This window comes from Streptococcus sp. XMC (assembly GCF_021341835.1).
GTDB lineage: Bacteria > Bacillota > Bacilli > Lactobacillales > Streptococcaceae > Streptococcus.
In genome coordinates this window covers 1,025,695-1,048,667 of the sequence record NZ_JAJTNQ010000001.1, presented here as the reverse complement: position 1 = coordinate 1,048,667, position 22,973 = coordinate 1,025,695, and the positions used below count along the sequence as shown (strand labels likewise).

General features: G+C 41.8%; 20 protein-coding genes. 18 read left to right on the top strand and 2 right to left on the bottom strand.

The annotated features are described in order from the left end of the window. Positions 1 to 36 precede the first annotated feature (36 nt). The 11 genes from LXO72_RS04915 (at position 37) to LXO72_RS04865 (ending at position 13,136) form a co-directional block, all read left to right on the top strand. Positions 37 to 702, top strand: a complete 666-nt coding sequence (locus LXO72_RS04915; RefSeq protein ID WP_233331687.1) for a DUF805 domain-containing protein — start codon at positions 37 to 39, stop codon at positions 700 to 702. After that, positions 680 to 1,717 (top strand): DNA polymerase III subunit delta, encoded by a 1,038-nt coding sequence (gene holA, locus LXO72_RS04910; protein WP_233331709.1) that lies wholly within the window; start codon positions 680 to 682, stop codon positions 1,715 to 1,717. The genes LXO72_RS04915 and holA overlap by 23 nt, the downstream gene beginning before the upstream one ends. A gap of 71 nt (positions 1,718 to 1,788) precedes the next feature. Beyond that, positions 1,789 to 2,394, top strand: coding sequence for a superoxide dismutase SodA (sodA, locus tag LXO72_RS04905; RefSeq protein ID WP_125375080.1), 606 nt, complete (start codon positions 1,789 to 1,791; stop codon positions 2,392 to 2,394). A 253-nt stretch (positions 2,395 to 2,647) separates the two neighbouring features. Beyond that, positions 2,648 to 4,120 carry a helicase HerA-like domain-containing protein gene (locus LXO72_RS04900; protein WP_233331686.1) on the top strand — a complete coding sequence of 491 codons (1,473 nt, stop codon included), beginning with the start codon at positions 2,648 to 2,650 and terminating at the stop codon, positions 4,118 to 4,120. Positions 4,121 to 4,262: 142 nt separating this feature from the next. Next, positions 4,263 to 5,315 carry a serine hydrolase gene (locus LXO72_RS04895; protein WP_233331685.1) on the top strand — a complete coding sequence of 351 codons (1,053 nt, stop codon included), beginning with the start codon at positions 4,263 to 4,265 and terminating at the stop codon, positions 5,313 to 5,315. Between the two features lie 143 nt (positions 5,316 to 5,458). Continuing rightward, positions 5,459 to 6,145: a Crp/Fnr family transcriptional regulator gene (locus LXO72_RS04890; RefSeq protein ID WP_233331684.1), complete on the top strand. Its 687-nt coding sequence runs from the start codon at positions 5,459 to 5,461 to the stop codon at positions 6,143 to 6,145. A 540-nt stretch (positions 6,146 to 6,685) separates the two neighbouring features. Further along, positions 6,686 to 7,915, top strand: coding sequence for an arginine deiminase (gene arcA, locus LXO72_RS04885; protein ID WP_009732527.1), 1,230 nt, complete (start codon positions 6,686 to 6,688; stop codon positions 7,913 to 7,915). A gap of 95 nt (positions 7,916 to 8,010) precedes the next feature. Then, the gene (gene argF, locus LXO72_RS04880; protein ID WP_023022690.1) at positions 8,011 to 9,027 is read left to right on the top strand and encodes an ornithine carbamoyltransferase; all 1,017 of its coding nucleotides are present in this window, start codon (positions 8,011 to 8,013) and stop codon (positions 9,025 to 9,027) included. Between the two features lie 85 nt (positions 9,028 to 9,112). Further along, positions 9,113 to 10,057, top strand: coding sequence for a carbamate kinase (arcC, locus tag LXO72_RS04875; RefSeq protein WP_048789627.1), 945 nt, complete (start codon positions 9,113 to 9,115; stop codon positions 10,055 to 10,057). Positions 10,058 to 10,261: 204 nt separating this feature from the next. Continuing rightward, entirely contained in the window at positions 10,262 to 11,776 is a 1,515-nt protein-coding gene (locus tag LXO72_RS04870; RefSeq protein WP_154858546.1) for a YfcC family protein, read from the top strand. A gap of 19 nt (positions 11,777 to 11,795) precedes the next feature. Beyond that, positions 11,796 to 13,136, top strand: coding sequence for a dipeptidase (locus tag LXO72_RS04865; RefSeq protein ID WP_233331683.1), 1,341 nt, complete (start codon positions 11,796 to 11,798; stop codon positions 13,134 to 13,136). 197 nt (positions 13,137 to 13,333) lie between these two features. Here the strand turns inward: LXO72_RS04865 and LXO72_RS04860 are convergent, their stop codons facing one another. Together LXO72_RS04860 and queA are read right to left on the bottom strand one after the other, a co-directional pair. After that, the gene (locus LXO72_RS04860; RefSeq protein WP_048689219.1) at positions 13,334 to 13,804 is read right to left on the bottom strand and encodes an arginine repressor; all 471 of its coding nucleotides are present in this window, start codon (positions 13,802 to 13,804) and stop codon (positions 13,334 to 13,336) included. Positions 13,805 to 13,816: 12 nt separating this feature from the next. Beyond that, a complete protein-coding gene (gene queA / locus LXO72_RS04855) occupies positions 13,817 to 14,845 on the bottom strand; it encodes a tRNA preQ1(34) S-adenosylmethionine ribosyltransferase-isomerase QueA (protein WP_061563762.1) in 1,029 nt (342 codons plus the stop codon). 203 nt (positions 14,846 to 15,048) lie between these two features. Between queA and LXO72_RS04850 the strand changes: the two genes are divergently transcribed. The 7 genes from LXO72_RS04850 to LXO72_RS04820 all read left to right on the top strand — a co-directional run bounded on the left by LXO72_RS04850 (position 15,049) and on the right by LXO72_RS04820 (position 22,848). Next, complete coding sequence (locus LXO72_RS04850) at positions 15,049 to 15,750, top strand: glucosamine-6-phosphate deaminase (protein WP_233331682.1); 702 nt, start codon at positions 15,049 to 15,051, stop codon at positions 15,748 to 15,750. Positions 15,751 to 15,857: 107 nt separating this feature from the next. Further along, on the top strand, positions 15,858 to 17,192 hold the full coding sequence (locus LXO72_RS04845) for a DUF1958 domain-containing protein (RefSeq protein WP_233331681.1): 1,335 nt from the start codon (positions 15,858 to 15,860) through the stop codon (positions 17,190 to 17,192). 72 nt (positions 17,193 to 17,264) lie between these two features. Further along, positions 17,265 to 18,428 (top strand): MFS transporter, encoded by a 1,164-nt coding sequence (locus tag LXO72_RS04840; RefSeq protein WP_233331680.1) that lies wholly within the window; start codon positions 17,265 to 17,267, stop codon positions 18,426 to 18,428. An 83-nt stretch (positions 18,429 to 18,511) separates the two neighbouring features. Then, positions 18,512 to 19,801, top strand: a complete 1,290-nt coding sequence (locus tag LXO72_RS04835) for a DUF1958 domain-containing protein (protein ID WP_233331679.1) — start codon at positions 18,512 to 18,514, stop codon at positions 19,799 to 19,801. Between the two features lie 203 nt (positions 19,802 to 20,004). After that, positions 20,005 to 20,556, top strand: a complete 552-nt coding sequence (locus LXO72_RS04830) for a hypothetical protein (RefSeq protein ID WP_233331678.1) — start codon at positions 20,005 to 20,007, stop codon at positions 20,554 to 20,556. A gap of 363 nt (positions 20,557 to 20,919) precedes the next feature. Then, positions 20,920 to 21,474 (top strand): hypothetical protein, encoded by a 555-nt coding sequence (locus LXO72_RS04825; RefSeq protein ID WP_233331677.1) that lies wholly within the window; start codon positions 20,920 to 20,922, stop codon positions 21,472 to 21,474. 423 nt (positions 21,475 to 21,897) lie between these two features. After that, positions 21,898 to 22,848 (top strand): competence protein CoiA, encoded by a 951-nt coding sequence (locus LXO72_RS04820; protein WP_233331676.1) that lies wholly within the window; start codon positions 21,898 to 21,900, stop codon positions 22,846 to 22,848. The last annotated feature ends 125 nt before the right edge of the window (positions 22,849 to 22,973 follow it).

Here is a 22,973-nt window from a genome sequence, read left to right as displayed (position 1 = left end):
TTGCTATGATAAAGTCAAGGAAATGAGGTTACAAGTATGAAATCATTACAGTTGTTTTGGATGCAATATGCTGATTTTTCAAGAAAATCAGATAGAAAAGAATTTTGGATTAGCCAAGCTTGGCATTTATTATTTACCAGTCCATTTTGGATTTACCAATTGGTCTTACTCTTTTCAAATTCGAAATCAGAGGAAGACGTGATTCCCTTGACCGGGATGAACGTTTCAGCTTGGTTCAGCATCTTTTTTCTCCTTTATCTCTATCTTATTTTTGTTCCCCAGCAAGCAGTAGTCGTTCGGCGATTGAGAGATGCAGGTCTTCATTGGTCGTTGATTTTCCTATTTCTAGGCCCTATCTTGCTCTACCTTTTATCTCCTATTTCCATTTTTCTAGTCTTAGCTCTTGCGGGTTTGCTCTGTTTGGCTTGTCTCCTGATCCTTCCAAGTGCTAGACTTGCAAAACCGGACCAGAATGCTTCTCAAGGATTTGCTTCGACGAGTCCCGATGTCTCTTCGCCAAGTATGCCATCCCATTTGATGGATCCCAACAGTTTTTCAGCTATTCCCCAGATTGTTTCGGCTCCACCAACTCCACTAGAGAAAGCACCGCTTGAAAAGAAAATGGAATCGGAACAGACCCAGCATCAGTTTAGAGAGTGGAATGAGGTACCTTCAGAACATGCAGGCTTTACAAACAATTAAAAAAATCAGTGCCGAGAACCTTCCTCCTATCCTGGTTTTATCAGGGGATGACATCGGTCAGTTTGAGTGGATGAAAGAGCAACTTTTAAAGAAAGTTGGCTACGATTCATCTGATTTGAACTATTCCTATTTTGACATGAAGGAAACAGCTTATTCAGAGGTCGAGCTTGACTTGGTTAGCCTTCCATTTTTTGCGGATGAAAAAATAGTGATTTTGGATCATTTTGTCGATGTGACGACCGCAAAAAAAAGATACCTGACAGATGATGAATTGCAGTCCTTTGAAGGATACTTATCGGCACCTTTAGAAACGACTCGCTTGATTGTCATTGCGGAAGGAAAACTGGATAGCAAACGAAGAATTGTCAAGCTCTTAAAAAGGGATGCCCAGTTGCTGGAAGCAACTGAATTAAAGGAACAGGAGTTGCGTGCCCATTTCACGGAAGAGCTCAAGTCTTTGGGACTAGCGATTGATTCACAAGCCTTCGACCAACTTTTGATCAAATCTGGCTTTGATTTTAGTGAGATTCAGAAAAACTTGGAGTTTCTTAAAACCTACAAGGGATCCTCAAACATTACCATCTCAGATATAGAAGAGGCTATTCCAAAGACACTCCAGGATAATCTGTTTGATCTGATCCAGATGATTCTAAAGAAAGAAATTGATTCCGCCCGCAGTTTGGTCAAGGACCTTCGGCTGCAAGGAGAGGATGAAATCAAGCTTTTGGCCATTTTATTGAGTCAGTTCCGTATTTACACACAGGTCAAGCTGTTGAAGCAAGAGGGACGAACAGAATCCCAAATCGTTTCAGACCTATCAGAGCTGACCGGTCGAAAAGTGAATCCCTACCAAGTCAAATTTGCTCTAAGAGATAGTAGAGGGATTTCTCTAGCTTATTTGGAGCAGGCGATTTGTCTGTTGATTGATACCGATTTCCAAATGAAATCGGGAACCTATGAGAAAGATTATCTATTTGATTTGGCTTTGCTAAAGTTGGCCAACCCATCTGTGTAAGCAGAATAGTTGAATAAATTGGATGATTGCGTTATCATTTTTATATACATAAAGAAATAGAGGTATTTTCCATGGCAATTATTTTACCAGATCTTCCGTACGCATACGATGCATTGGAACCATACATTGATGCTGAAACAATGCACTTGCACCATGATAAACACCATCAAACTTACGTAAACAATGCAAATGCAGCTCTTGAAAAACACCCTGAAATTGGTGAAGACCTTGAAGCTTTGTTGGCAGATGTAGAATCAATCCCAGCTGATATCCGCCAAGCGCTTATCAACAACGGTGGTGGACACTTGAACCACGCTCTTTTCTGGGAATTGATGACTCCTGAAAAAACAGCTCCTTCAGCAGAACTTGCAGCAGCAATCGATGAAGCCTTCGGTTCATTCGAAGAATTCCAAGCAGCTTTCACTGCAGCAGCAACCACTCGTTTCGGTTCTGGATGGGCATGGTTGGTTGTTAACCAAGAAGGTAAACTTGAAGTAACTTCAACTGCAAACCAAGACACACCAATCTCAGAAGGGAAGAAACCAATCTTGGGCTTGGATGTCTGGGAACATGCTTACTACGTGAAATACCGTAACGTTCGTCCTGACTACATCAAAGCTTTCTTCTCAGTTATCAACTGGAATAAAGTAGACGAACTCTATGCAGCAGCTAAATAAGCTTTCATAATAAAAAAGTTTGAATCAAGAGGTCACTTAAAGGAGCCCCTCGATTCAGGCTTTTTATTTTTAGAATTGCTCAAAGTAGAGTAAAATGATTCTCCTGTTTTGGGAGGGATATTTCTTGCGTTTATACCTGAAAATGATACACTAGAAGAGTATGTGAAAGTGAGGAGAAAGGCTTCCTACATAAGAAAGAAGCCGTGTCACTTTTTCTGAAAAAAACTGTACCTCACCAAAAGGGAGAATGAAAATGACAAGTATTACAATTACAAAAGGAGCAGTGGATACGCCACTTTATCTAAAAATGCTCAACCGCCACGGGTTAATTGCAGGGGCTACTGGTACAGGGAAAACCGTGACCCTAAAAGTCATAACTGAAAAATTAAGTCAGCAAGGGATTCCGGTGTTTCTAGCAGATATCAAGGGAGATCTATCAGGTCTTGCTAAAGCAGGACAATGGACGCCAAAGATGGAAGAGCGCTATAAACTACTTGGTATTACAGATCCTTTTGAACCTCAAGCTTTTCCAGTTCGCTTATGGGATGTCTTTGGTCAAGCAGGCCATCCCGTCCGTGCTACGATTGAAGGAATGGGCTCTCTTTTGCTAGCGCGCTTGTTGGAACTCAACGAAACGCAAACAGGGATTTTGGCCATCGTCTTTAAATTAGCCAAAGAAAAAAATTGGCCTTTGATTGATTTGAAGGATTTGCAGAGTCTTTTGAAGGAAGTCTATGACCATGCCTCAGATTATTCCGCTCAATACGGCAATATCAGTAAACAATCAGTAGGAGCTATTCAACGAAGCTTGTTAGTGCTAGAGCAAGAGGGAGCAGATCAATTCTTCGGAGAGCCTGCCTTGGATCTTCAAGATTTTATGCAATTGGACAGCAGTGGACGAGGCTACATCAACATTCTATCAGCGACTCGTCTTTTCAACTCCCCTAAGCTCTATTCAACCTTCCTGATCTGGATGTTGTCTCGTCTGTTCGAGACCTTACCAGAAGTTGGAGATCTAGAAAAACCAAAATTTGTCTTCTTCTTTGATGAAGCCCACCTTTTGTTTAATGATGCGAGCAAGCTCTTCCTTGAAAAAGTTGAGCAAGTCGTTCGACTCATCCGGTCTAAAGGAGTGGGGATCTACTTTATTACACAGAATCCTCAAGATCTTCCTGAATCTGTATTGGCCCAGCTTGGGAATCGTGTCCAACATGCTTTGCGTGCCTATACGCCAAAGGAAATGAAGGCTATCAAAGTTGCTGCTCAAAGTTTCCGACCAAACCCAGAGTTTGATACGGAAACTGTCTTGACGGAGTTGGGAACAGGGGAAGCTCTAGTCTCTTTCCTAAATGAAAAGGGGCAACCAAGTGTGGTTGAGCGCTCCTATATTTTGTCTCCACAATCCAGTTTTGATTTGTTAAACGAGAGTGAACAGTTGGCCTTGATTACCAGCTCTCCTTTCCATCAAAAATATGCTGTTCGAGTAGACAATGAATCAGCTTATGAAAAATTGACTGAAAAATCTGCTAGAGAAGAGAAGGAAAAGGAGAGGGAAGCGGAAGAAAAGACAAGAGTTGCAGAAGAGAAGGCTAGCCAAAAACGGAGTCCGGGCCGTCCACGAAAATCTAGTATAGAAAAGGCCAAAGATTCCTTTATCAGTTCCTTGTTCCGTACCATTGCGCGTGAAGTTGCTAAATTGATTATGGGATCTTTTAAGCGCAAGTAAGACAGTCAAAAGGGGACAGATTCATAGGAACAGGAGGAAGGATTCAGTCGGGATTGCTAAAAAAGTTTCTTCCAGAAGAAATCGTTTTCTGATTCAGAAATACCTTGTTATTTTAAAGAGAATCTTTTATAATTAACTTCATATGAAAAAAATATTTAATGTTCGATCGATCATGATTGTATTGGGAATTTTACTATGTATAGGAGGAGTTGGAGCATTAAGTTACCTTCATCTTCATCAGGCTCCAGCTTCGCCTCTTGCTCAAGAGGGAACGACGGCTCAACCAGCTGAGTCCAAGCAAGAGAAGCAGCCCCTCCAACCTCCTCGTGTCAAAACTCCTGAGGAGAAACAAGCCGTCATGGATCAAGATCGTGAAACCATGGAGAATTTGGGTCTTGTCTATGATTATGCCAATAAAGGCTTGGTAGAAGTTGTACAAGACTACATGGCTGAATATGGTATTGATCCTTCCCAAATTACCTTTACCTATAAAAATCCTGCGACAGGTCAACAATTTTCGATGAATGAGTTGCAGCCAATGACAGCGGGAAGTACTTATAAACTGCCCCTCAATATGTTAGTCGTGGATGAAGTCGATGCAGGGAAGTTAAACTTAACGGATGAATTTGATATTACCAATACTTACTACGAGTACCTTGGAGAGCACGATAATTATGTAGCTGCCTTTGGTGGAGCTATGACGATTCCAGATATGCAACGTTATTCTCTTGTCTATTCAGAAAATACGCCGGCATATGCCTTGGCCGACCGCTTTGGTGGCATGGACAATGTCTATGGGAAGTATGAAAAATATGGAAAATCCCGTGCAGAAATAAAAACCATTAGTCCTGAAAACAAAACGACATCTGATTACTATATTCAAGTCTTGGACTATCTTTGGAACCACAAAGAAAAGTATGGGACCTTGCTAGAATTAATCGGAGAGTCCTTCCCAAATGAATACTACAAACGGTATTTACCAGATTTAGTCATTCAGCAAAAACCTGGTTATGTAGCGGAAGCCCTGAATGTCGAAGCTATTGTTTACGAACAAACTCCTTATCTTATCTCGATTTTTACAGCTGGTCTAGGGGGGACAACCCCAGAAAGTACGGAGATCAGTGGTTACGGTCTTCATTTACTTGGTCAACTCTGCTATGTGATCAATGAATGGCACCGTGTAAATGTCAATTAAGGAATTAGAACCTTTCCCAAGATAGTTTTGGGAAGGTTTTTTCTATGCAAAATATGGTTTAATGGTTAAAATCTTGGTGACATTCTTTGAGGTCAGTGAATAAATATGATATAATAACTAAAGAACCTAAAGAAAGAATAGAAATGATTACAAAAGAAGATTATCAGTTGATTCGATCCCATCCAGCTTTCTCTGAAATTCCAGTTGAAAAATTTGATAAATTAGCTGTAGAGCTTCATTATAGAGAAATACCAAAGGGACAAATCCTATTTTTTGCTGGTGATAAACGCGATCGTATCTTTTTAGTGGTGGAAGGCTATGTCCGGATTGAGGAGTTTGACTCTTCTGACACCTTCTCGTATATGGATTACATCAAAGAAGGAGCTGTCTTCCCATACGGTGGTATGTTTACAGATTCAACTTATCACTATACAGCCACTTCCATGACAACGGTAAAATATTTCAGTATCCCTGTTCAGCTTTATGAAGAAATTGTTCAGTCCAGTATGGAACAAGTTCTCTTTATAACGAGAAAACTTTCAAAAATTCTGGAATTCCAGGAGTTGCGGCTTCGCAATGTGGTCGCAGCCAGTGCCAGTGATCGTGTGGTCCAATCCCTAGCTCTACTCTGTAAGGATTATCAAAAGTTTGGTCCAACCATTCCTTTTCCAATGAGCATGAAAGAGTTGGCTAGATTAGCTGCGACGACGAGGGAAACCGTCAATCAAGTGTTAAAGAAGCTCATAGAAGAGGAGCGAATCGAGTACAAGCATAAGAAATTAACTTTTCTTGATCTTCCATTCTTTTTAGATAGTTTTGAAGAAGCCTAGTAGGGCTTCTTTTGGATTGAAGATAAAGTCTTCTGAAAAACTTTCCTTAGGTGAGAACGGACGTCAGCGAACTTCTACGAAGTTCCATGACTTAGTTTTGAACCTAAGGTTTCAAAACTCCCGAGTGCTTGAAATAATCATGTTTCAAGCACTTTTCTCACGGAGGAAAGTTTTTAAACTTATTAAATGACAAAATAATAAAAGTCATTTTTTGAAAATCATCTAGGTGTTTTATGTAAAATAAACTTTGTCTACATTCAAGAAGAAGCCTAGTAGGGCTTCTTTTATTTTCTGTCAAAAACGTTAAAAAGTTTCAAAAATCAAATAAAAAAATATTTACTCACAAAAAGAATATATTTAGCAAAATATCCAAAGAAAGCGGTTCATATTTCATAAAACGAGGGTAATGTTTAAAAAAACGTCAGATTCTTGGCATTCGTAATGGAAGATCGGTTGTGAAAGCGGTACCAGTTGGTGATAAAATAAAACATGTAAACGGGATTAGCTAGGCTAAACCGCAAGAAAAAAGGAGGACTATAGATGTCTACACACCCAATTCATGTTTTCTCAGAAATTGGAAAACTGAAAAAAGTTTGTTTGCACCGTCCAGGTAAAGAGTTGGAAAACTTGATGCCTGACTATCTTGAACGTCTTCTTTTTGATGATATTCCGTTCTTGGAAGATGCTCAAAAAGAACACGACGCATTTGCTGAAGCACTTCGTAACGAAGGAATCGAAGTACTTTATCTTGAACAGTTGGCTGCTGAGTCATTGACTTCTCCAGAAATTCGCGATCAGTTCATCGAAGAATACCTTGAAGAAGCAAACATTCGTGGACGCCAAACAAAAGTTGCAATCCGTGAATTGCTTCATAGCATTGAAGATAACCAAGAATTGGTTGAAAAAACAATGGCAGGGGTTCAAAAAGCTGAACTTCCAGAAATTCCTGAAGAAGCAAAAGGATTGACAGACCTTGTTGAATCTGACTATCCATTTGCAATCGACCCAATGCCAAACTTGTACTTCACACGTGACCCATTTGCTACAATTGGTAATGCAGTATCATTGAACCACATGTACGCAGATACACGTAACCGTGAAACTTTGTATGGTAAATACATCTTCAAATATCACCCAGTTTACGGTGGAAAAGTTGAACTTGTCTACAACCGTGAAGAAGATACTCGTATCGAAGGTGGAGATGAGTTGGTACTTTCTAAAGATGTATTGGCAGTTGGTATCTCACAACGTACAGATGCTGCATCAATCGAAAAATTGTTGGTAAACATCTTCAAGAAGAACGTTGGCTTCAAGAAAGTATTGGCCTTCGAATTTGCTAACAACCGTAAATTCATGCACTTGGATACAGTATTCACAATGGTGGATTACGATAAATTCACAATCCACCCAGAAATCCAAGGTAACCTTCGCGTCTTCTCTGTAACTTACGAAAACGAACAATTGAAGATCGTTGAAGAAAAAGGTGATTTGGCTGAATTGCTTGCTGAAAACCTTGGTGTTGAAAAAGTTACGTTGATTCCATGTGGAGATGGCAATATCGTTGCTGCTGCGCGTGAACAATGGAACGACGGATCAAATACTCTTACAATCGCACCTGGTGTGGTAGTCGTATACGACCGTAACACTGTTACCAACAAGAAATTAGAAGAATACGGACTTCGTTTGATCAAGATCCGCGGAAGTGAATTGGTTCGCGGTCGTGGTGGACCTCGTTGTATGTCAATGCCATTCGAACGTGAAGAAATCTAATCATCCTTCTACAGGTTAGACGGGCTCAGTGTCTAAACTGAGCCCTCTAAACTGATTGACAGGATCTTATCATGCATAATAAAAGGAGATAATTAATGACAACTTCAGTATTCCAAGGACGTAGCTTTTTAGCAGAAAAAGACTTTACACGTGCAGAGTTAGAATACCTTATCGGACTTTCAGCTCACTTGAAAGATCTTAAAAAACGCAACATCCAACACCACTACCTAGCTGGTAAAAACATTGCGCTTTTGTTTGAAAAAACTTCAACTCGTACTCGTGCTGCCTTCACTACTGCAGCCATCGACCTTGGTGCTCACCCTGAATACCTTGGTGCAAACGACATCCAACTTGGTAAAAAAGAATCTACAGAAGATACTGCTAAAGTTCTTGGACGTATGTTTGACGGTATTGAATTCCGTGGTTTCAGCCAACGTATGGTTGAAGAATTGGCTGAATTCTCAGGTGTTCCAGTATGGAATGGTTTGACTGACGAATGGCACCCAACTCAAATGCTTGCAGACTACTTGACTGTTCAAGAAAACTTTGGACGTCTTGAAGGTTTGACACTTGTGTACTGTGGTGACGGACGTAACAACGTTGCAAACAGCCTTCTTGTAACAGGTGCTATCCTTGGTGTGAACGTACATATCTTCTCACCAAAAGAACTCTTCCCAGAACAAGAAATTGTTGAATTGGCAGAAGGATTCGCAAAAGAAAGTGGCGCTCATATCTTGATCACTGAAGATGCTGACGAAGCTGTGAAAGGTGCGGATGTACTTTACACTGACGTTTGGGTATCTATGGGTGAAGAAGACAAATTTGCAGAACGCGTTGCCCTTTTGAAACCTTACCAAGTAAACATGGAATTGGTTAAGAAAGCTGATAACGAAGACTTGATCTTCTTGCACTGCTTGCCAGCTTTCCACGACACAAACACTGTTTATGGTAAAGATGTTGCTGAAAAATTCGGCGTAGAAGAAATGGAAGTTACTGACGAAGTGTTCCGCAGCAAATATGCTCGTCACTTTGACCAAGCTGAAAACCGTATGCACACCATTAAAGCGGTGATGGCAGCTACTCTTGGTAACTTGTACATTCCAAAAGTTTAAGACTTTATAACCGTATACCAACAGCTATAGGGGCTGGACTGCTAGCTTTAGTCCTGCCCCTATTTTTTATAGAAAGGGAAAATCTATGTCAAGAAAAATCGTCGTTGCTTTGGGAGGAAACGCTATCCTTTCATCTGATCCTTCTGCAAAAGCTCAACAAGAAGCACTTGTAGAAACAGCAAAACACTTAGTAAAATTAATCAAAAATGGGGATGACTTGATCATCACTCACGGAAATGGTCCTCAAGTAGGAAACCTTTTGCTCCAACACTTGGCAGCAGATTCTGAAAAGAACCCAGCTTTCCCGTTGGATTCATTGGTTGCAATGACTGAAGGAAGCATTGGCTACTGGCTTCAAAACGCTCTTCAAAATGCTCTTCTTGAAGAAGGAATTGAAAAAGACGTTGCTTCCGTTGTAACACAAGTCGTTGTAGATAAGAACGACCCAGCTTTCGTTAACTTGAGCAAACCAATCGGTCCATTCTACTCAGAAGAAGAAGCAAAAGCAGAAGCTGAAAAATCAGGAGCAACCTTCAAAGAAGATGCTGGTCGTGGCTGGCGTAAAGTTGTTGCTTCACCAAAACCAGTGGATATCAAAGAAATCAATACTATCCGTACCTTATTGAACGACGGTCAAGTCGTGGTTGCTGCTGGTGGTGGCGGTATCCCAGTTGTGAAAGAAGCAAATGGTAGCTTGACTGGTGTTGAAGCCGTTATCGACAAAGACTTTGCATCTCAACGTTTGGCTGAATTAGTAGAAGCAGACCTCTTCATCGTTTTAACAGGTGTGGACTATGTCTTTGTAAACTACAACAAACCAGATCAAGAAAAATTGGAACATGTCAACGTTGCTCAATTGGAAGAGTACATCAAACAAGATCAATTTGCACCAGGAAGCATGCTTCCTAAAGTAGAAGCTGCCATCGCCTTTGTAAATGGTCGTCCAGAAGGAAAAGCAGTCATCACTTCACTTGAAAATCTTGGCGCTTTGATTGAGTCTGAAAGTGGAACGATTATCGTAAAAGACTAATTCATATACATGAGTGAGGGGAGTGAACCCCATGTTTACAGGAGTTTGTACAAAGTATCTCCCCTTGTTTTTTCTAAAAAAGATTAGGAAAAACTAGTTTTTTAATCTTAAATATGATAAAATAAACATATAGGTAAGCGCTTTCTAAAAGTTAAACCTTTTGAAAGACTCACTCAAACTTTGTTGCGTTAGGAGGATAAACAAATGAGTGAAAAAGCGAAAAAAGGGTTTAAGATGCCTTCATCTTATACCGTATTGTTAATCATCATTGCGTTTATGGCAGTGATGACTTGGATTATCCCAGCAGGGGCTTTTGTCGATGGTGTTTATAAATCACAACCTCAAAACCCTCAAGGTATCTGGGATGTCTTGATGGCACCGATTCGTGCTATGCTAGGAACGACTCCTGAAGAAGGATCTTTGATTAAAGGAACTAGTGCAGCGATCGACGTAGCCTTCTTCATCTTGATGGTTGGTGGTTTCCTTGGTGTAGTCAATGAAACTGGTATGCTAGACACTGGTATTGCTTCTATCGTGAAGAAATACAAGGGTCGCGAAAAAATGTTGATTTTGGTGCTTATGCCTTTGTTTGCCCTTGGTGGTACAACTTATGGTATGGGTGAAGAAACCATGGCCTTCTATCCTCTCCTTGTGCCAGTTATGATGGCCGTTGGATTTGATAGCTTGACTGGGGTAGCCATTATCTTGCTTGGTTCACAGATTGGATGTTTGGCATCTACCTTGAACCCATTCGCGACAGGTATTGCATCTTCAACTGCAGGTGTTGGTCTTGGTGAAGGGATCATCCTTCGTTTGATCTTCTGGGTTGTCTTGACTGGTCTTAGCACTTGGTTTGTATACAAGTATGCAGATAAGATTCAAAAAGATCCAACTAAATCCCTCACTTATGCAACTCGTGAAGAAGATATGAAATTCTTCAATGTTGGTGAAGATGAAGAAAATGTTAATTCAACTCTTTCAAAGAAACAAAAACAAGTCTTTGTACTCTTTGTATTGACCTTTGTTTTGATGGTCTTGAGTTTCATCCCATGGGGTGACTTAGGTATTTCCTTCTTTAAAGACTTTAACACTTGGTTAACTAGTCTTCCAGTAGTTGGTAAGATTGTTGGTGGCTCAACTGCAGCTCTTGGTACTTGGTACTTCCCTGAAGGAGCAATGCTCTTCGCCTTTATGGGTATCTTGATTGGTATTGTCTACGGATTGAAAGAAGAACAAATCATTTCTTCATTCATGACTGGTGCAGCTGACTTGCTCAGCGTAGCCTTGATCGTAGCGATCGCACGTGGTATCCAAGTTATCATGAACAACGGTATGATTACAGATACGATCCTTAACTGGGGTAAACAAGGACTCAGTGGTCTATCTTCTCAAGTCTTCATCGTCTTGACTTATATCTTCTACTTGCCAATGTCATTCTTGATCCCATCTTCATCTGGTCTTGCCAGTGCGACAATGGGTATCATGGCTCCATTGGGAGAATTCGTCAATGTACGTCCTAGCTTGATTATCACTGCCTACCAATCTGCATCTGGTGTCTTGAACTTGATTGCACCAACTTCTGGTATCGTAATGGGAGCTCTTGCTCTTGGACGTATCAACATTGCAACTTGGTGGAAATTCATGGCAAAACTTGTTGTTGCCGTTATTGTGATCACCATTGCCCTCCTTCTTCTCGGAACTTTCGTTCCATTCCTATAAGAAGTAAAGAGGTGATTCCATGAAAATTGAGATTACAAATCAAGTCAAAGATGACTTTCTAGCTTCATTAAAGACTCTGATTTCTTATCCTTCGGTTTTAAACGAAGGTGAAAATGGAACACCGTTTGGACAAGCTATCCAAGATGTCCTTGAGAAAACGTTAGAAATTGCTCAAGAAATGGGCTTTCAAACCTATCTAGATCCTGAAGGATACTATGGATATGCAGAGATCGGTCAGGGGGAAGAACTCCTGGCCGTTCTTTGTCACTTGGATGTTGTTCCAGCCGGTGATTTAGAAGATTGGCAAACGCCACCTTTTGAGGCGACTCTGAAAGATGGATGGTTGATTGGACGTGGAGTACAAGATGATAAGGGACCATCGCTTGCGGCGCTTTACGCAGTTAAGAGCCTGCTCGACCAAGGAGTTGTCTTTACCAAACGGATCCGCTTTATATTTGGTACGGACGAAGAAACTCTCTGGCGCTGTATGAACCGCTACAATCAGCTAGAAGAAAAAGCAGATCTTGGCTTTGCTCCAGATTCGGCCTTCCCATTAACCTATGCTGAAAAAGGCTTGCTTCAAGTGAAGCTCCATGGACCAGGCTGGGAGGATCATCCCTTACAAGCTGGTCGTGCCCTTAATGTGGTGCCAGATAAGGCGACTTATAAGGGTGACCGCTTAGAGGAACTCTTACCAGTCATCGAGCAAAGTGGTGTGAAGTATACAGAAGAAGCAGGAGCAGTAACCGTTCTTGGTCTGTCTAAACACTCCAAGGATGCGGCTGAGGGTGTCAATGCTATTGTCGGTTTAGCTGAAAGTCTTTCCTTGATTCAGCCTCATCCAGCCCTTCTCTTTATCGCAGATGCCGTTGGGGAAGATGCGACAGGAGCAGCTCTCTTTGGTAAAATCAAAGATGAACCAAGTGGTGCTCTTTCCTTCAATATTGCAACTCTCTCCATTGATGAACAGCAATCTGAAATCGGGATCGATATTCGGATCCCTGTCTTAGCGGATAAGGATGCCTTGGTAGAGCGTTTAACTGAAGTAGCGGCTAGCTATCAACTTCAGTATGAAGAGTTTGATTATGTAGCTCCGCTTTACGTCCCATTAGACAGTCCATTGGTGAGTACTCTGATGGCGGTCTATCAAGAGGAAACAGGAGATCAGACCCCAGCTATGTCCTCAGGGGGAGCGACCTTTGCGCGAACCATGGAAAATTGTGTGGCTTATGGGGCCCTCTTCCCTGATGCTCTCCAAACAGAGCACCAGGCGAATGAACGAGCTAAACTGGATGATTTATATCGTGCAATGGAAATCTATGCAGAGACCATTCGACGATTAGCAGCCAAGGAAGCCTGATAGAGATTAGAAAAAAGAGGCTGGGACAAAAGTCCTAGCCTCTCAATTATTTTTGGATTGTCGAGAAAGACGCAGTGGTTGAGTGGGCTCTACTACGCTGATTTCATCAGCTTTTACAGCCCTACTCAACTGTGCGGAGGTGGGACGACGAAATCGAATTCTAACGAATTACCGATTTCTGTCCCACTCTCTTTCTTTTATTTGCTAAAGAAGAAGGGAGGGGTGAATTCTTTTAATTTTTCAAAGCAGTCCAAAGCTCCCTGATTGTCTTCACAAATGATGAGGCAGACGTCATCCCCACAGACGGTTGCGACAATTTGCGGCAATTCAAGGGCATCTAAGATGGCTCCGAAGGACTGGGCCAAACCAGGTAGGGTTTTGACGACTACTTGGTTTTGGACGGGACGAAGCATGACAAGGGCATCCTCCATATAAAAACGCAGTCGGTTTTCCCAGCGAGATGGGGCAATGCTATTGATGGCATAGTAAGAGCTATCCCCTTCGTTAATTTTTACCAGATTCAAGGATTTGACATCTCTTGAGAGAGTGGACTGGGTCACGATGATACCGTTCGCTTCCAGGCTGTCCTGCAATTCTTGTTGGGTTCGAATTTTCTTTTCTGAAATAATAGACCGGATCAGGCGGTGGCGACTTTCAATCTTATTCATAAGGGGATCTCCTTATTTGATAAACATAGCATCTCCAAAGCTAAAGAAACGGTAGCCTTGGTCGATAGCGTGCTGATAAGCATCCAGAGTGAGTTCTCGACCTGCGAAGGCAGAAACGAGCATGACTAAGGTTGATTTTGGTAAGTGGAAGTTGGTTGAAAAGGCGTCGACAACCTGCCACTGATAGCCTGGTTTGATAAAGATATTGGTCCAACCAGAGTCGGCTTGTAACTCTCCATTAAACTTGTTCCCAATTGTTTCTAAAGTTCGGATAGAAGTGGTCCCAACGGCAACGATGCGGTGTCCACTTGCTTTGACTTGTCGAAGAGTTTGAGCGGCTTCTTCAGAGAGTTGATAAAATTCAGAATGCATTTCATGTTGGTCGAGATCATCGACGGATACAGGACGGAAGGTACCTAGTCCGACATGAAGGGTTAGATAAACCAAGTGAACCCCTTTGTCTTCGATCCTCTGTAAGAGCTCAGGTGTGAAATGGAGGCCAGCAGTAGGAGCTGCGGCAGATCCATTTTCTTTGGCATAGACTGTCTGGTAACGTTCCTGATCTTCTAATTTTTCATGGATGTAAGGTGGTAGGGGCATTTCTCCTAAACTTTCCAAGACTTCAAGGAAAATTCCTTGGTAAGAAAACTCTACGATACATCCACCGTGTTCCAGCTTTTTGATTAGGGTCGCTTGAAGACGTCCATCGCCAAAGCTGACGACCCCTCCCTCTTTGAGACGTTTGGCAGGTTTAGCAAGAACCTCCCATTGATCGCCCTCAATATTTTTTAAGAGAAGAAGCTCCACATGCCCTCCTGTATCCGGTTTGACCCCATGGAGACGAGCCGGAAGGACACGGGTATTGTTCATGACCAAAGCATCCCCTGGTTCTAATTCATTGATAATGGCGTCAAAATGCTGGTCTTCCATCTGACCTGTTTGTCGATTGAGGATTAGTAGTTTTGAGGCATCGCGCTTCTCTAGTGGAGTTTGCGCAATTAACTCCTCGGGGAGGTGGAAATCAAAGTCATTCGTGTTCATGTTCTCTCCTTGTATCTAAATTCTTCTATTTCTTACATTTAACCTTCCCCATTATATCATGAAATAAGAGTGAAACAAAGGAAATCACTAGCCGAATTTTAAAGGGATGAAGGTAAAAAATCCTTTTCTAACATCAAGAAAGCGCTTGACAAAAATTGGTCTATACCATATAATGAATATAAGAAATAAGCGGAGGATTTATCATGAAAGTTATTGAAGTAGCTAATCAAATCGAAGGGGGACAGGTTGCTTTTGACCTGCTAAAAGAAAAGTTAGAGCAGGGTGCCAAAACTCTGGGGCTTGCGACTGGAAGCAGTCCACTTGAATTTTATAAATTGATTCGGGAGAGTGATTTGGATTTCTCAGACATGGTCAGTGTCAACTTGGATGAGTATGTCGGCTTGACGGGAGAAGATCCTCAATCTTACCGTTACTTTATGCAAGAAAATTTATTCAATGAGAAGCCGTTTAAAGTTAGCTATCTTCCAAAAGGAAACGAAGATACTGCAGAAGAAGAAACAGCCCATTACAATGAAATCTTGGCCCAACATCCAGTAGATCTGCAAATTCTAGGGATCGGTCGCAACGGCCACATTGGTTTTAACGAACCAGGTACGCCATTTGACAGCCAAACGCATTTGGTCCATTTGGATCAATCAACGATTGAAGCCAACTCTCGTTTCTTTGAAAAAATTGAAGACGTTCCAACTCAAGCCATCTCTATGGGGATTGCAAACATTCTCGCTGCTAAATCCATCATTCTCTTTGCCTATGGAGAATCAAAGGCGCAAGCAATCGCAGGAACGGTCAATGGTCCAAAAACAGAGAGTTTACCAGCGAGTGCCCTTCAAGGTCATCCAGATGTCGTGATTATTGCAGACCAAGCAGCCTTGAGCCTACTGTAACCAGTTGAAAAAAAGAGACCTATCTGAAATATCCTGAAAGATAGGTTTTTTTATAGATTGAAGTATGGTACAATAAGATAAAATTCTATATTTGAGGAAAATATATTTTGAAAAAGAAGTTGCTCGTTTTAGGAATCGTCATTCTATCTCTACTCCGCCCTCTGTCGATTGCGGCGGATGAGCTAGTGGATATGGCGCAAAAAATGTATCCCAATGATCATGTGCAGGCCTATAACCGACCAAGGTCTTCTCTCGTTATCGATGCGAATACCGGGGATGTTTTGTGGAGAGACAATATTGATGAAGTGCGGGATCCAGCAAGTATGAGTAAGCTCATGACCCTGTATCTGCTCTTCGAAACCATGAAAGAGGGAAAAATTACCAAAGATACGGTTGTCACTGCAACAGCTGCGGATCAATCCATGTCAAAAATCTATGAGATTTCCAACAATAACATCGTTGCAGGCGTGGACTATACGGTCTCTGAATTGATTACCATGACAGCTGTTCCATCCTCCAATGTGGCTACGATTATGTTGGCCAATCTCCTTTCTAACCACGATGCGGATGCCTTTATTCAGCGGATGAACGAAAAGTCCAAGGAGTTGGGGATGACCAATACCATTTGGAACAATCCGAGTGGAGCGGCCATTTCAACCTTCCAAGGTTTATATACCTGTTATAACTATCCAAATGATGCTGCCAACCAGACAACTGCAAGAGATTTGGCGATTCTCGTCTATCATTTCGTGAAAGAATATCCAGAGATCCTTAGCTATACCAATCAGGCTAAGGTGACTGTAAAACAAGGAACGCCTTATGAGGAGACTTTTGATACCTATAACTATTCCTTGCCAGGAGCTAGATATGCTCTTGAAGGAGTAGATGGTCTGAAGACAGGTTCGAGTCCACGTGGTGCCTTTAACTATATCGCAACCGCTAAACGAGGAGACCAACGAATTATCTCCGTAGTCATGGGAGTTGGTGATTGGTCCGACCAGGATGGCGAATACTATCGACATCCATTTGGTAATGCCTTGATCGAAAAGGCTTTTGCAGATTATAGTTATAAGAAGTTGTTGGACAAGGGTGTTCAGACGATCGATGGAAAGACCTACACCTTAGATCAACCTTTCTATGCCACGGTCAAAAAGGGAGAAGAGGATCCGAAACTCGTTGTCAAAGATGGACAGGTTGAAGCGGATTCAGGCTTGGTGACCCTATCAGAAAAGATTTCTGATGGACTTCCAGTCAAAGAAGGAGCAGTGAATCAATCGGATTCCCAAAGTACTGCGGCCCCAGCAAGAGAGAAATCCTTCCAGTTTCCTCTTGAAAGCCTGGTCATTCTGATTCCAATTTTCATTCTCGCTATGATTCTGTATTTAGAAAGAGCCCGTCGCAAAGGACGTGCGCGCAAGGCTCAGGATCGCTACAAAAAATAACTGATCAAAACTCAACTGAAATCCAGTTGGGTTTTGTCATTGCCTTTTATTTCTCAAATTGAAAGGAAACTTATGAAAGCATTTCGAAATTCCTATCCTGCTTATTTATTTTTATATAGTTTTTACTTCATGTCGACTGCTCTCTTTACGACTTTGATCTCTGTCTATCTGATAGGGCGGCAGTATTCAGCCAGTCAGGTCTCTAATTTGGTATCGACTGCCTTTTTCCTATCCATGATTACCCAGCCCTTATTTGGTTATATCAACGAACGGTTTGGCATTGTTAAAATCACGACCTTGAGCTTAGGAGTTCTCATGGCAGGAGTGGGTGGCTTTATCTGGGCCCCTAACTTCTTTTGGTTGACGATCTTTTATGGCTTGGTATTACTGTGTCTAAATGGGACGGCTCCCATGATGGAGATTTTAGCTACCCAGAGTCCCTATGCTTTTGGAAAAATCCGCGTTTGGGGGACGCTAGGGTATGCGGCTGGAGCCCACCTAGCTGGTTGGCTCTATGCTCATCTTAGTCCCCAGTCTGTATACTATTGTGTATTGGTCACGATCCTTCTTAGTTTCTTCAGTTTAGGGGCTATCCGTATCTCCAAGACCAATCGGGTACAGAAAGAAGCTGTCTCGATACGTCCTTTGCTCCATAATGGACCCTATCTCTTTTTCCTACTACTGATGGGGCTTGTGTCGGGCGTGGGTAATATTGGCCATACCTATATTCCAGCTCTCTTGATGGATAGTGGCCTTCCTGTTCAGATAGCCTCTACGGTTGTGGCCCTATCTGTCGTTGTAGAAGCGCCTCTCATCTTTTTTTCAGACCGTTTTATGGACCATTGGCCCTTGCGTTTACTAATCTTGCTTCCTGTGGGGATCCTCTTGCTCCAGTATTTCATTTATGCTCTTCCGACTCCTGTCTTCTTAAAAGTGATGGTCACCCTCTTGGCTAAGCATACGACAGGGATGGTCTTAATCATGGTCTCCTTGCGTTTTATCTCCCAACAGGTGGATAAAAAAGATCTAGTCTTAGCCATGGCTCTTGTGCAAGGAGTCCGCTATCTTGGTACCATTCTCTTGCAACCGCTAGCAGCTTTCTTTGTGGATCACGGAGGATTTTCAATGATGAGTTACTTCTTGGTGGCTGTCCTGGTCCTCGTCCTTCTACTAAGTCTCTTTTTAAAGATGCCAAAAGGAAAATCTCCAGGTCTCTTTGGGAACACGAAGGAGTAAAAAGTTTAGGAAATAGAGTTTGTGAATAGAAGGACTTATGCTATAATGGAGAACGATGATGTTTATGAAAGAAATGAGAGAGAATGAAGTTTAAACGTGCCTTATTTGCGACACTTTCCCTTGGTTGCCTATGTTTCCCAATGCTAGCAAAGGCAGATGATATTTACCAACAAGAAGATATCATGTCGATCACAGAAAAATCTGGGACTTCGGTGGATGAATTTTTCCGTCCCAAGGCTGATATTGTCGTTGATGCTCATACAGGAGCTATTCTTTATGGTGATAATATTGATGCTCCTCGTGACTCGGGTAGTATGGCTAAATTGATGTCTGTTTATGTTCTTCTGAGAGCTATTAAAGAAGGGCAGCTGGATTATGATACCATGATTACCGCGACAGATACAGATGTGATCATTTCTCAAAATCAGAAGTTGAGCAATAGTCCCATTGTGGCGGGTGCTCAATACAAGGTATCGACCCTCCTAAATATGATTTTTGTTCCTTCATCCAGTGCTGCGACCATCATGATTGCCAATAAGGTGTCTGGAGGAGATCCAGATAAATTCTTGGATTTGATGAACCAGCGGGCCCAGGAAATTGGAATGACCAATACCAAGTGGAACAATCCTAATGGTGCCCCAACTGCAGTCTTAGATGGCTACTATAATCCGACCCGCTATGATCAAAATGCCATTAACCAAACAACCGCAAGAGATATGTCTATTTTGGCCTATCACATAGTTAACGAGTTCCCTGAAATTCTCAACTATACTAAAAATGCCAAGATAACTCTCTTCCAAGGTACAGATTATGAAGAAACCCATGAAAATTATAATTATTCCTTGGAAGGTGGAAGATATTCTCTAAAGGGAGCAGATGGCCTAAAAACCGGCTCTAGCCCGACAGCAGATTATAATTACACCTTGACGGTTAATCGCGGAAATCAGCGATTTGTTCAAGTCATTATGGGAGTCGGCAACTATGATGTGGAAATTGCAGAGAGCCTGCGCCACGTCATTGGGAATGCCCTGATTGAAAGACTATATCAGGATTATGAATACAAAGAGGTGCTGCCTGCGGGGGATCACACGATTCAGGGACAAACCTATCACTTAGACAAACCCTTCTATGCTACAGTGAAAAGAGGGACCAATCCAGAGATCAGTGTTCAAAATGGCCAACTACAAATCGCCAATGGCTTGCAAACAGTATCTCCGTCCATTCAGCAAACGCAGGCTGTAAGCGCCGTAGAAGCGCCCCATCAGAAGACAACGAGTAGTCGTCAAAAAGGCTGGGATCCAATGTGGCTCTTTTGCTTCCTTCCCTTCATTTTCTTAAGAGTTTTCTTTAACATAAGATATAAGAGAAAATAAAAAGATTTCCAGATTTGGAAATCTTTTTTTTGTAGTGAAGCAAAGGAACATCTGCTTTCTGGGAGGAGAGAAGCAGTGCTAGAGCAGTTGTTCTCCCCATTTTCGGATATTATTTCACAATCTATCATCAGTTAGTGCTTGGTTTGACTGTCAAATTATTTGATGATACAATGGTTTCGAATCAATATTAAAGGAGTAATCAAATGAAAAAATTGATTTTATCTACTACAGCCTTGTTGGCAGCTGCTTCGCTTGCAGCTTGTTCAGGTAAGCAAGAAGTAAAAACCGAAGCTTCTTCATCTACTGAGAAGACAGAAAAGGTAACAAGCAAATCTTCTAGCTCATCTAAGGCAGAAAAGACTTCCTCTAATACTAGCTCTCAAACAACCAATGATGAATTACCATCAGACGAAGAGTTTGAAAACTTAAAAACAGTTGGTGATTTTAAAAAGTGTTACGCAAAAATCGTGGAAGAATCCAATCGCCTGATGACTGAATCAATGGAATCTCTTCCTGAAAGTGCCAAAGAGACATTTGCTCAAACGGCAGATTCTCTTAAGGAGACTCTTGCAAAATCTAAGGAAGCATTTAACAAAGCGGTTGAGAAATATGGAGATGATAATGCGGAAGTTCCAAAAGAGTTTCGTGAAACCTTTATTGAACAGTTGAAAGATGCTCGCGACTCTGCTAAAGACTCAGCAGAGTCACCAGTGGACCAAGATTCAGACGATGATGATTCTGATTCTGATGAATAAATAGATTGTTACATTGGACTTTTTGGTTAAAAGCCAAAAGAAGGCGAAGAGTGGAGGGATTTTCTACTTGCAAGAATCTCCCTCTTCCCATAGAGTATCCTCTCTTATACCTCATGTTGGATAAGTTGTAGAGACAGAAGAACTTGTCCACGTGATGCCGATATTTTCTAGGATTCCGACAGTGAATCAATCTTTAAGTATCTGGAGATAAGGGAGAAGTGTGCTTCATCCAAATAAATCGATAGACCGGAGATAGACTGATCTCTGGTCTTTTTTTAAGAAAGTCTCAGGGAGAATACAAGAATTGACGGCAACCTAGCTTGATGCTAAAATGGTAGTGGAAGGTTAAAAAGGAGAGATTGAATGAAAAAAATATTGTTATCGATGCTTGCTTTACTGGGAGTGATGGGGCTAGTAGCCTGCTCGAATCAAGAAGGGACCTCGTCCAGTGAAAAGTCGGTTAAGGGAACACGCCAGTCTACAACCTCCTCTCAGGGCAAGAAAGTGACTAGCTTAAAAGGATCCTCAGAGTCTCCTTTTGTCTTGTATACAGATGAGGAACTTGAAACTGCTAGAACTGTTGGAGACTTTAAAGCGCTCTATGCTTTGATGATGGACCGAACCGTTGCTCATTCGGAGGAAGCAGGAGCATCACTGACGGGCTCAGCTAAAGAGACCTATGAGACCTATCTGAAAGACTTGAAAGAGAAAATGGAAACGAGCAAGGCCCGCTTCAATGAATCCATGGATACGATAGGGTCCGAAGACACCGAAGTCCCGGAAGCTGCTCGTACAACCATTGTTGAAAAATTCGAAACGGCTCGAAAACAAGCTGAAGCATCTGAAAATGGGACTGCTCCATCATCGGAAGCTCCAAATCCGGCATCAGGCGAGAAAACGAGTGAGCCAGGTCAATAAGCGAGGGACGTTTTTAAACGTCTCGTCTAGGATGGATGAGTAGTTGCTTTACATGTAAGAACGATTATATCTAAACAAGGAGCTGGGCTCCTTTCAGATTGAAGATAAAGTAATTTTAGAAACTTTCCTTAGGTGAGTACGGACGTCAGCGAACTTCTACGAAGTTCCATGACTTAGTTTTGAGCCTAAGGTCTCAAAACTCCCGAGTGCCTGAAACACAGTTGTTTCAGGCACTTTTCTCACGGCGGAAAGTTTTTCATTTTTTTAAATGACTAAAAAATGAAAGTCATTTTTTGAAAATCATCCAGCTGTTTTATAAAAAATAATAGTTTGTCTGCATTCAACAAGGAGCTGGGCTCCTTTTTTTCTTTCTCCTCTATAGAAACGTCTTCGGTTACGAATTATATAAGTGGAGGTGATGACATGTTTATTGCGACAGATGCAAAGCAACAGCGTTGGAATTGTTTGGAGAAGATCCCGATGAAAAAGGAAGGTCCTTTTTTCTGTATCCTGTGTGGAAAGGAAGTCCGCTTAAAGAAAGGGCCCGTGATGCGTCCTCATTTTGCTCACATCAGTTTAGAGGATTGTCCCTTTCATCATGAGACGGAGAGTCCAGAACATTTGGAGTTGAAATTGGGGATTTATCAATGGGCCAAGCAAAACTCTAATGCTGAAGTGGAAAGTCCTCTGCAGGCTTTCCAACAGATTGCGGATGTTCTCCTTCCGGATCAAAAGATTGCCTTAGAAGTGCAATGTAGTTCCTTGTCTATGGAGCGTTTAAAAGAACGGAGCGATGCCTATCACAGGCATGGCTATCATGTCTATTGGTTGTTAGGGAAGAACTTATGGCTCAAGAAAAGCTTGTCTGCTCTGCAAGAAGGTTTTGTCTATTTTAGTCAAAATAGGGGCTTTCATCTCTGGGAGTTGGACCTAGAGAAGCAGGAAGTTCGACTCCACTATCTCATTCATCAAGACTTGCGAGGGCGTCTTCATTATCGGACTCAACATTTTCCTTTTTATGGAGGGAACCTGTTAGAAGTTTTGCGGACGCCTTATGCCCAACAGAGCTTGCAACTAATGACAGTCCCTCTAGACAGACAGTTTAAGGACTATCTTCGTCAACAGCTGTATTACCGCCATCCTAAATGGATGGCTCTTCAGGAACAACTCTATCTGAAAGGAAAGCATCTCCTGGAATTGGACTTGGAAGCTTTTTATCCCCTTTGTCGTCCACTGAAGTCTTCCGATTTTATCCAGATTAGGGGAGATTGGCGAAGCTATTACCAGGACTTTATGACCTACTATCGTCGAACTGGAATGAAAGCGACGCAGACTCTTTATTCCCCTCGTTTTTATCAGAATGGGAAAGCTTAAATTTCCGTGAATCAAATACCCCCAAATGCTAATATATATAATTTTATTAACATATAAGACACACCCCCTCCCTATTCGGGAGGTTTTTTTATTTTTCTGAATAAATCCCAAGGTATTCATTGACA

What these genes read in the sequence shown, in the direction of transcription:
- LXO72_RS04915 (WP_233331687.1), top strand. Translation starts at nt 37, where the DNA reads ATGAAATCATTACAGTTGTTTTGGATGCAATATGCTGATTTTTCAAGA.
- holA (WP_233331709.1), top strand. Translation starts at nt 680, where the DNA reads ATGCAGGCTTTACAAACAATTAAAAAAATCAGTGCCGAGAACCTTCCT.
- sodA (WP_125375080.1), top strand. Translation starts at nt 1,789, where the DNA reads ATGGCAATTATTTTACCAGATCTTCCGTACGCATACGATGCATTGGAA.
- LXO72_RS04900 (WP_233331686.1), top strand. Translation starts at nt 2,648, where the DNA reads ATGACAAGTATTACAATTACAAAAGGAGCAGTGGATACGCCACTTTAT.
- LXO72_RS04895 (WP_233331685.1), top strand. Translation starts at nt 4,263, where the DNA reads ATGAAAAAAATATTTAATGTTCGATCGATCATGATTGTATTGGGAATT.
- LXO72_RS04890 (WP_233331684.1), top strand. Translation starts at nt 5,459, where the DNA reads ATGATTACAAAAGAAGATTATCAGTTGATTCGATCCCATCCAGCTTTC.
- arcA (WP_009732527.1), top strand. Translation starts at nt 6,686, where the DNA reads ATGTCTACACACCCAATTCATGTTTTCTCAGAAATTGGAAAACTGAAA.
- argF (WP_023022690.1), top strand. Translation starts at nt 8,011, where the DNA reads ATGACAACTTCAGTATTCCAAGGACGTAGCTTTTTAGCAGAAAAAGAC.
- arcC (WP_048789627.1), top strand. Translation starts at nt 9,113, where the DNA reads ATGTCAAGAAAAATCGTCGTTGCTTTGGGAGGAAACGCTATCCTTTCA.
- LXO72_RS04870 (WP_154858546.1), top strand. Translation starts at nt 10,262, where the DNA reads ATGAGTGAAAAAGCGAAAAAAGGGTTTAAGATGCCTTCATCTTATACC.
- LXO72_RS04865 (WP_233331683.1), top strand. Translation starts at nt 11,796, where the DNA reads ATGAAAATTGAGATTACAAATCAAGTCAAAGATGACTTTCTAGCTTCA.
- LXO72_RS04860 (WP_048689219.1), bottom strand. Translation starts at nt 13,804, where the DNA reads ATGAATAAGATTGAAAGTCGCCACCGCCTGATCCGGTCTATTATTTCA.
- queA (WP_061563762.1), bottom strand. Translation starts at nt 14,845, where the DNA reads ATGAACACGAATGACTTTGATTTCCACCTCCCCGAGGAGTTAATTGCG.
- LXO72_RS04850 (WP_233331682.1), top strand. Translation starts at nt 15,049, where the DNA reads ATGAAAGTTATTGAAGTAGCTAATCAAATCGAAGGGGGACAGGTTGCT.
- LXO72_RS04840 (WP_233331680.1), top strand. Translation starts at nt 17,265, where the DNA reads ATGAAAGCATTTCGAAATTCCTATCCTGCTTATTTATTTTTATATAGT.
- LXO72_RS04835 (WP_233331679.1), top strand. Translation starts at nt 18,512, where the DNA reads ATGAAGTTTAAACGTGCCTTATTTGCGACACTTTCCCTTGGTTGCCTA.
- LXO72_RS04830 (WP_233331678.1), top strand. Translation starts at nt 20,005, where the DNA reads ATGAAAAAATTGATTTTATCTACTACAGCCTTGTTGGCAGCTGCTTCG.
- LXO72_RS04825 (WP_233331677.1), top strand. Translation starts at nt 20,920, where the DNA reads ATGAAAAAAATATTGTTATCGATGCTTGCTTTACTGGGAGTGATGGGG.
- LXO72_RS04820 (WP_233331676.1), top strand. Translation starts at nt 21,898, where the DNA reads ATGTTTATTGCGACAGATGCAAAGCAACAGCGTTGGAATTGTTTGGAG.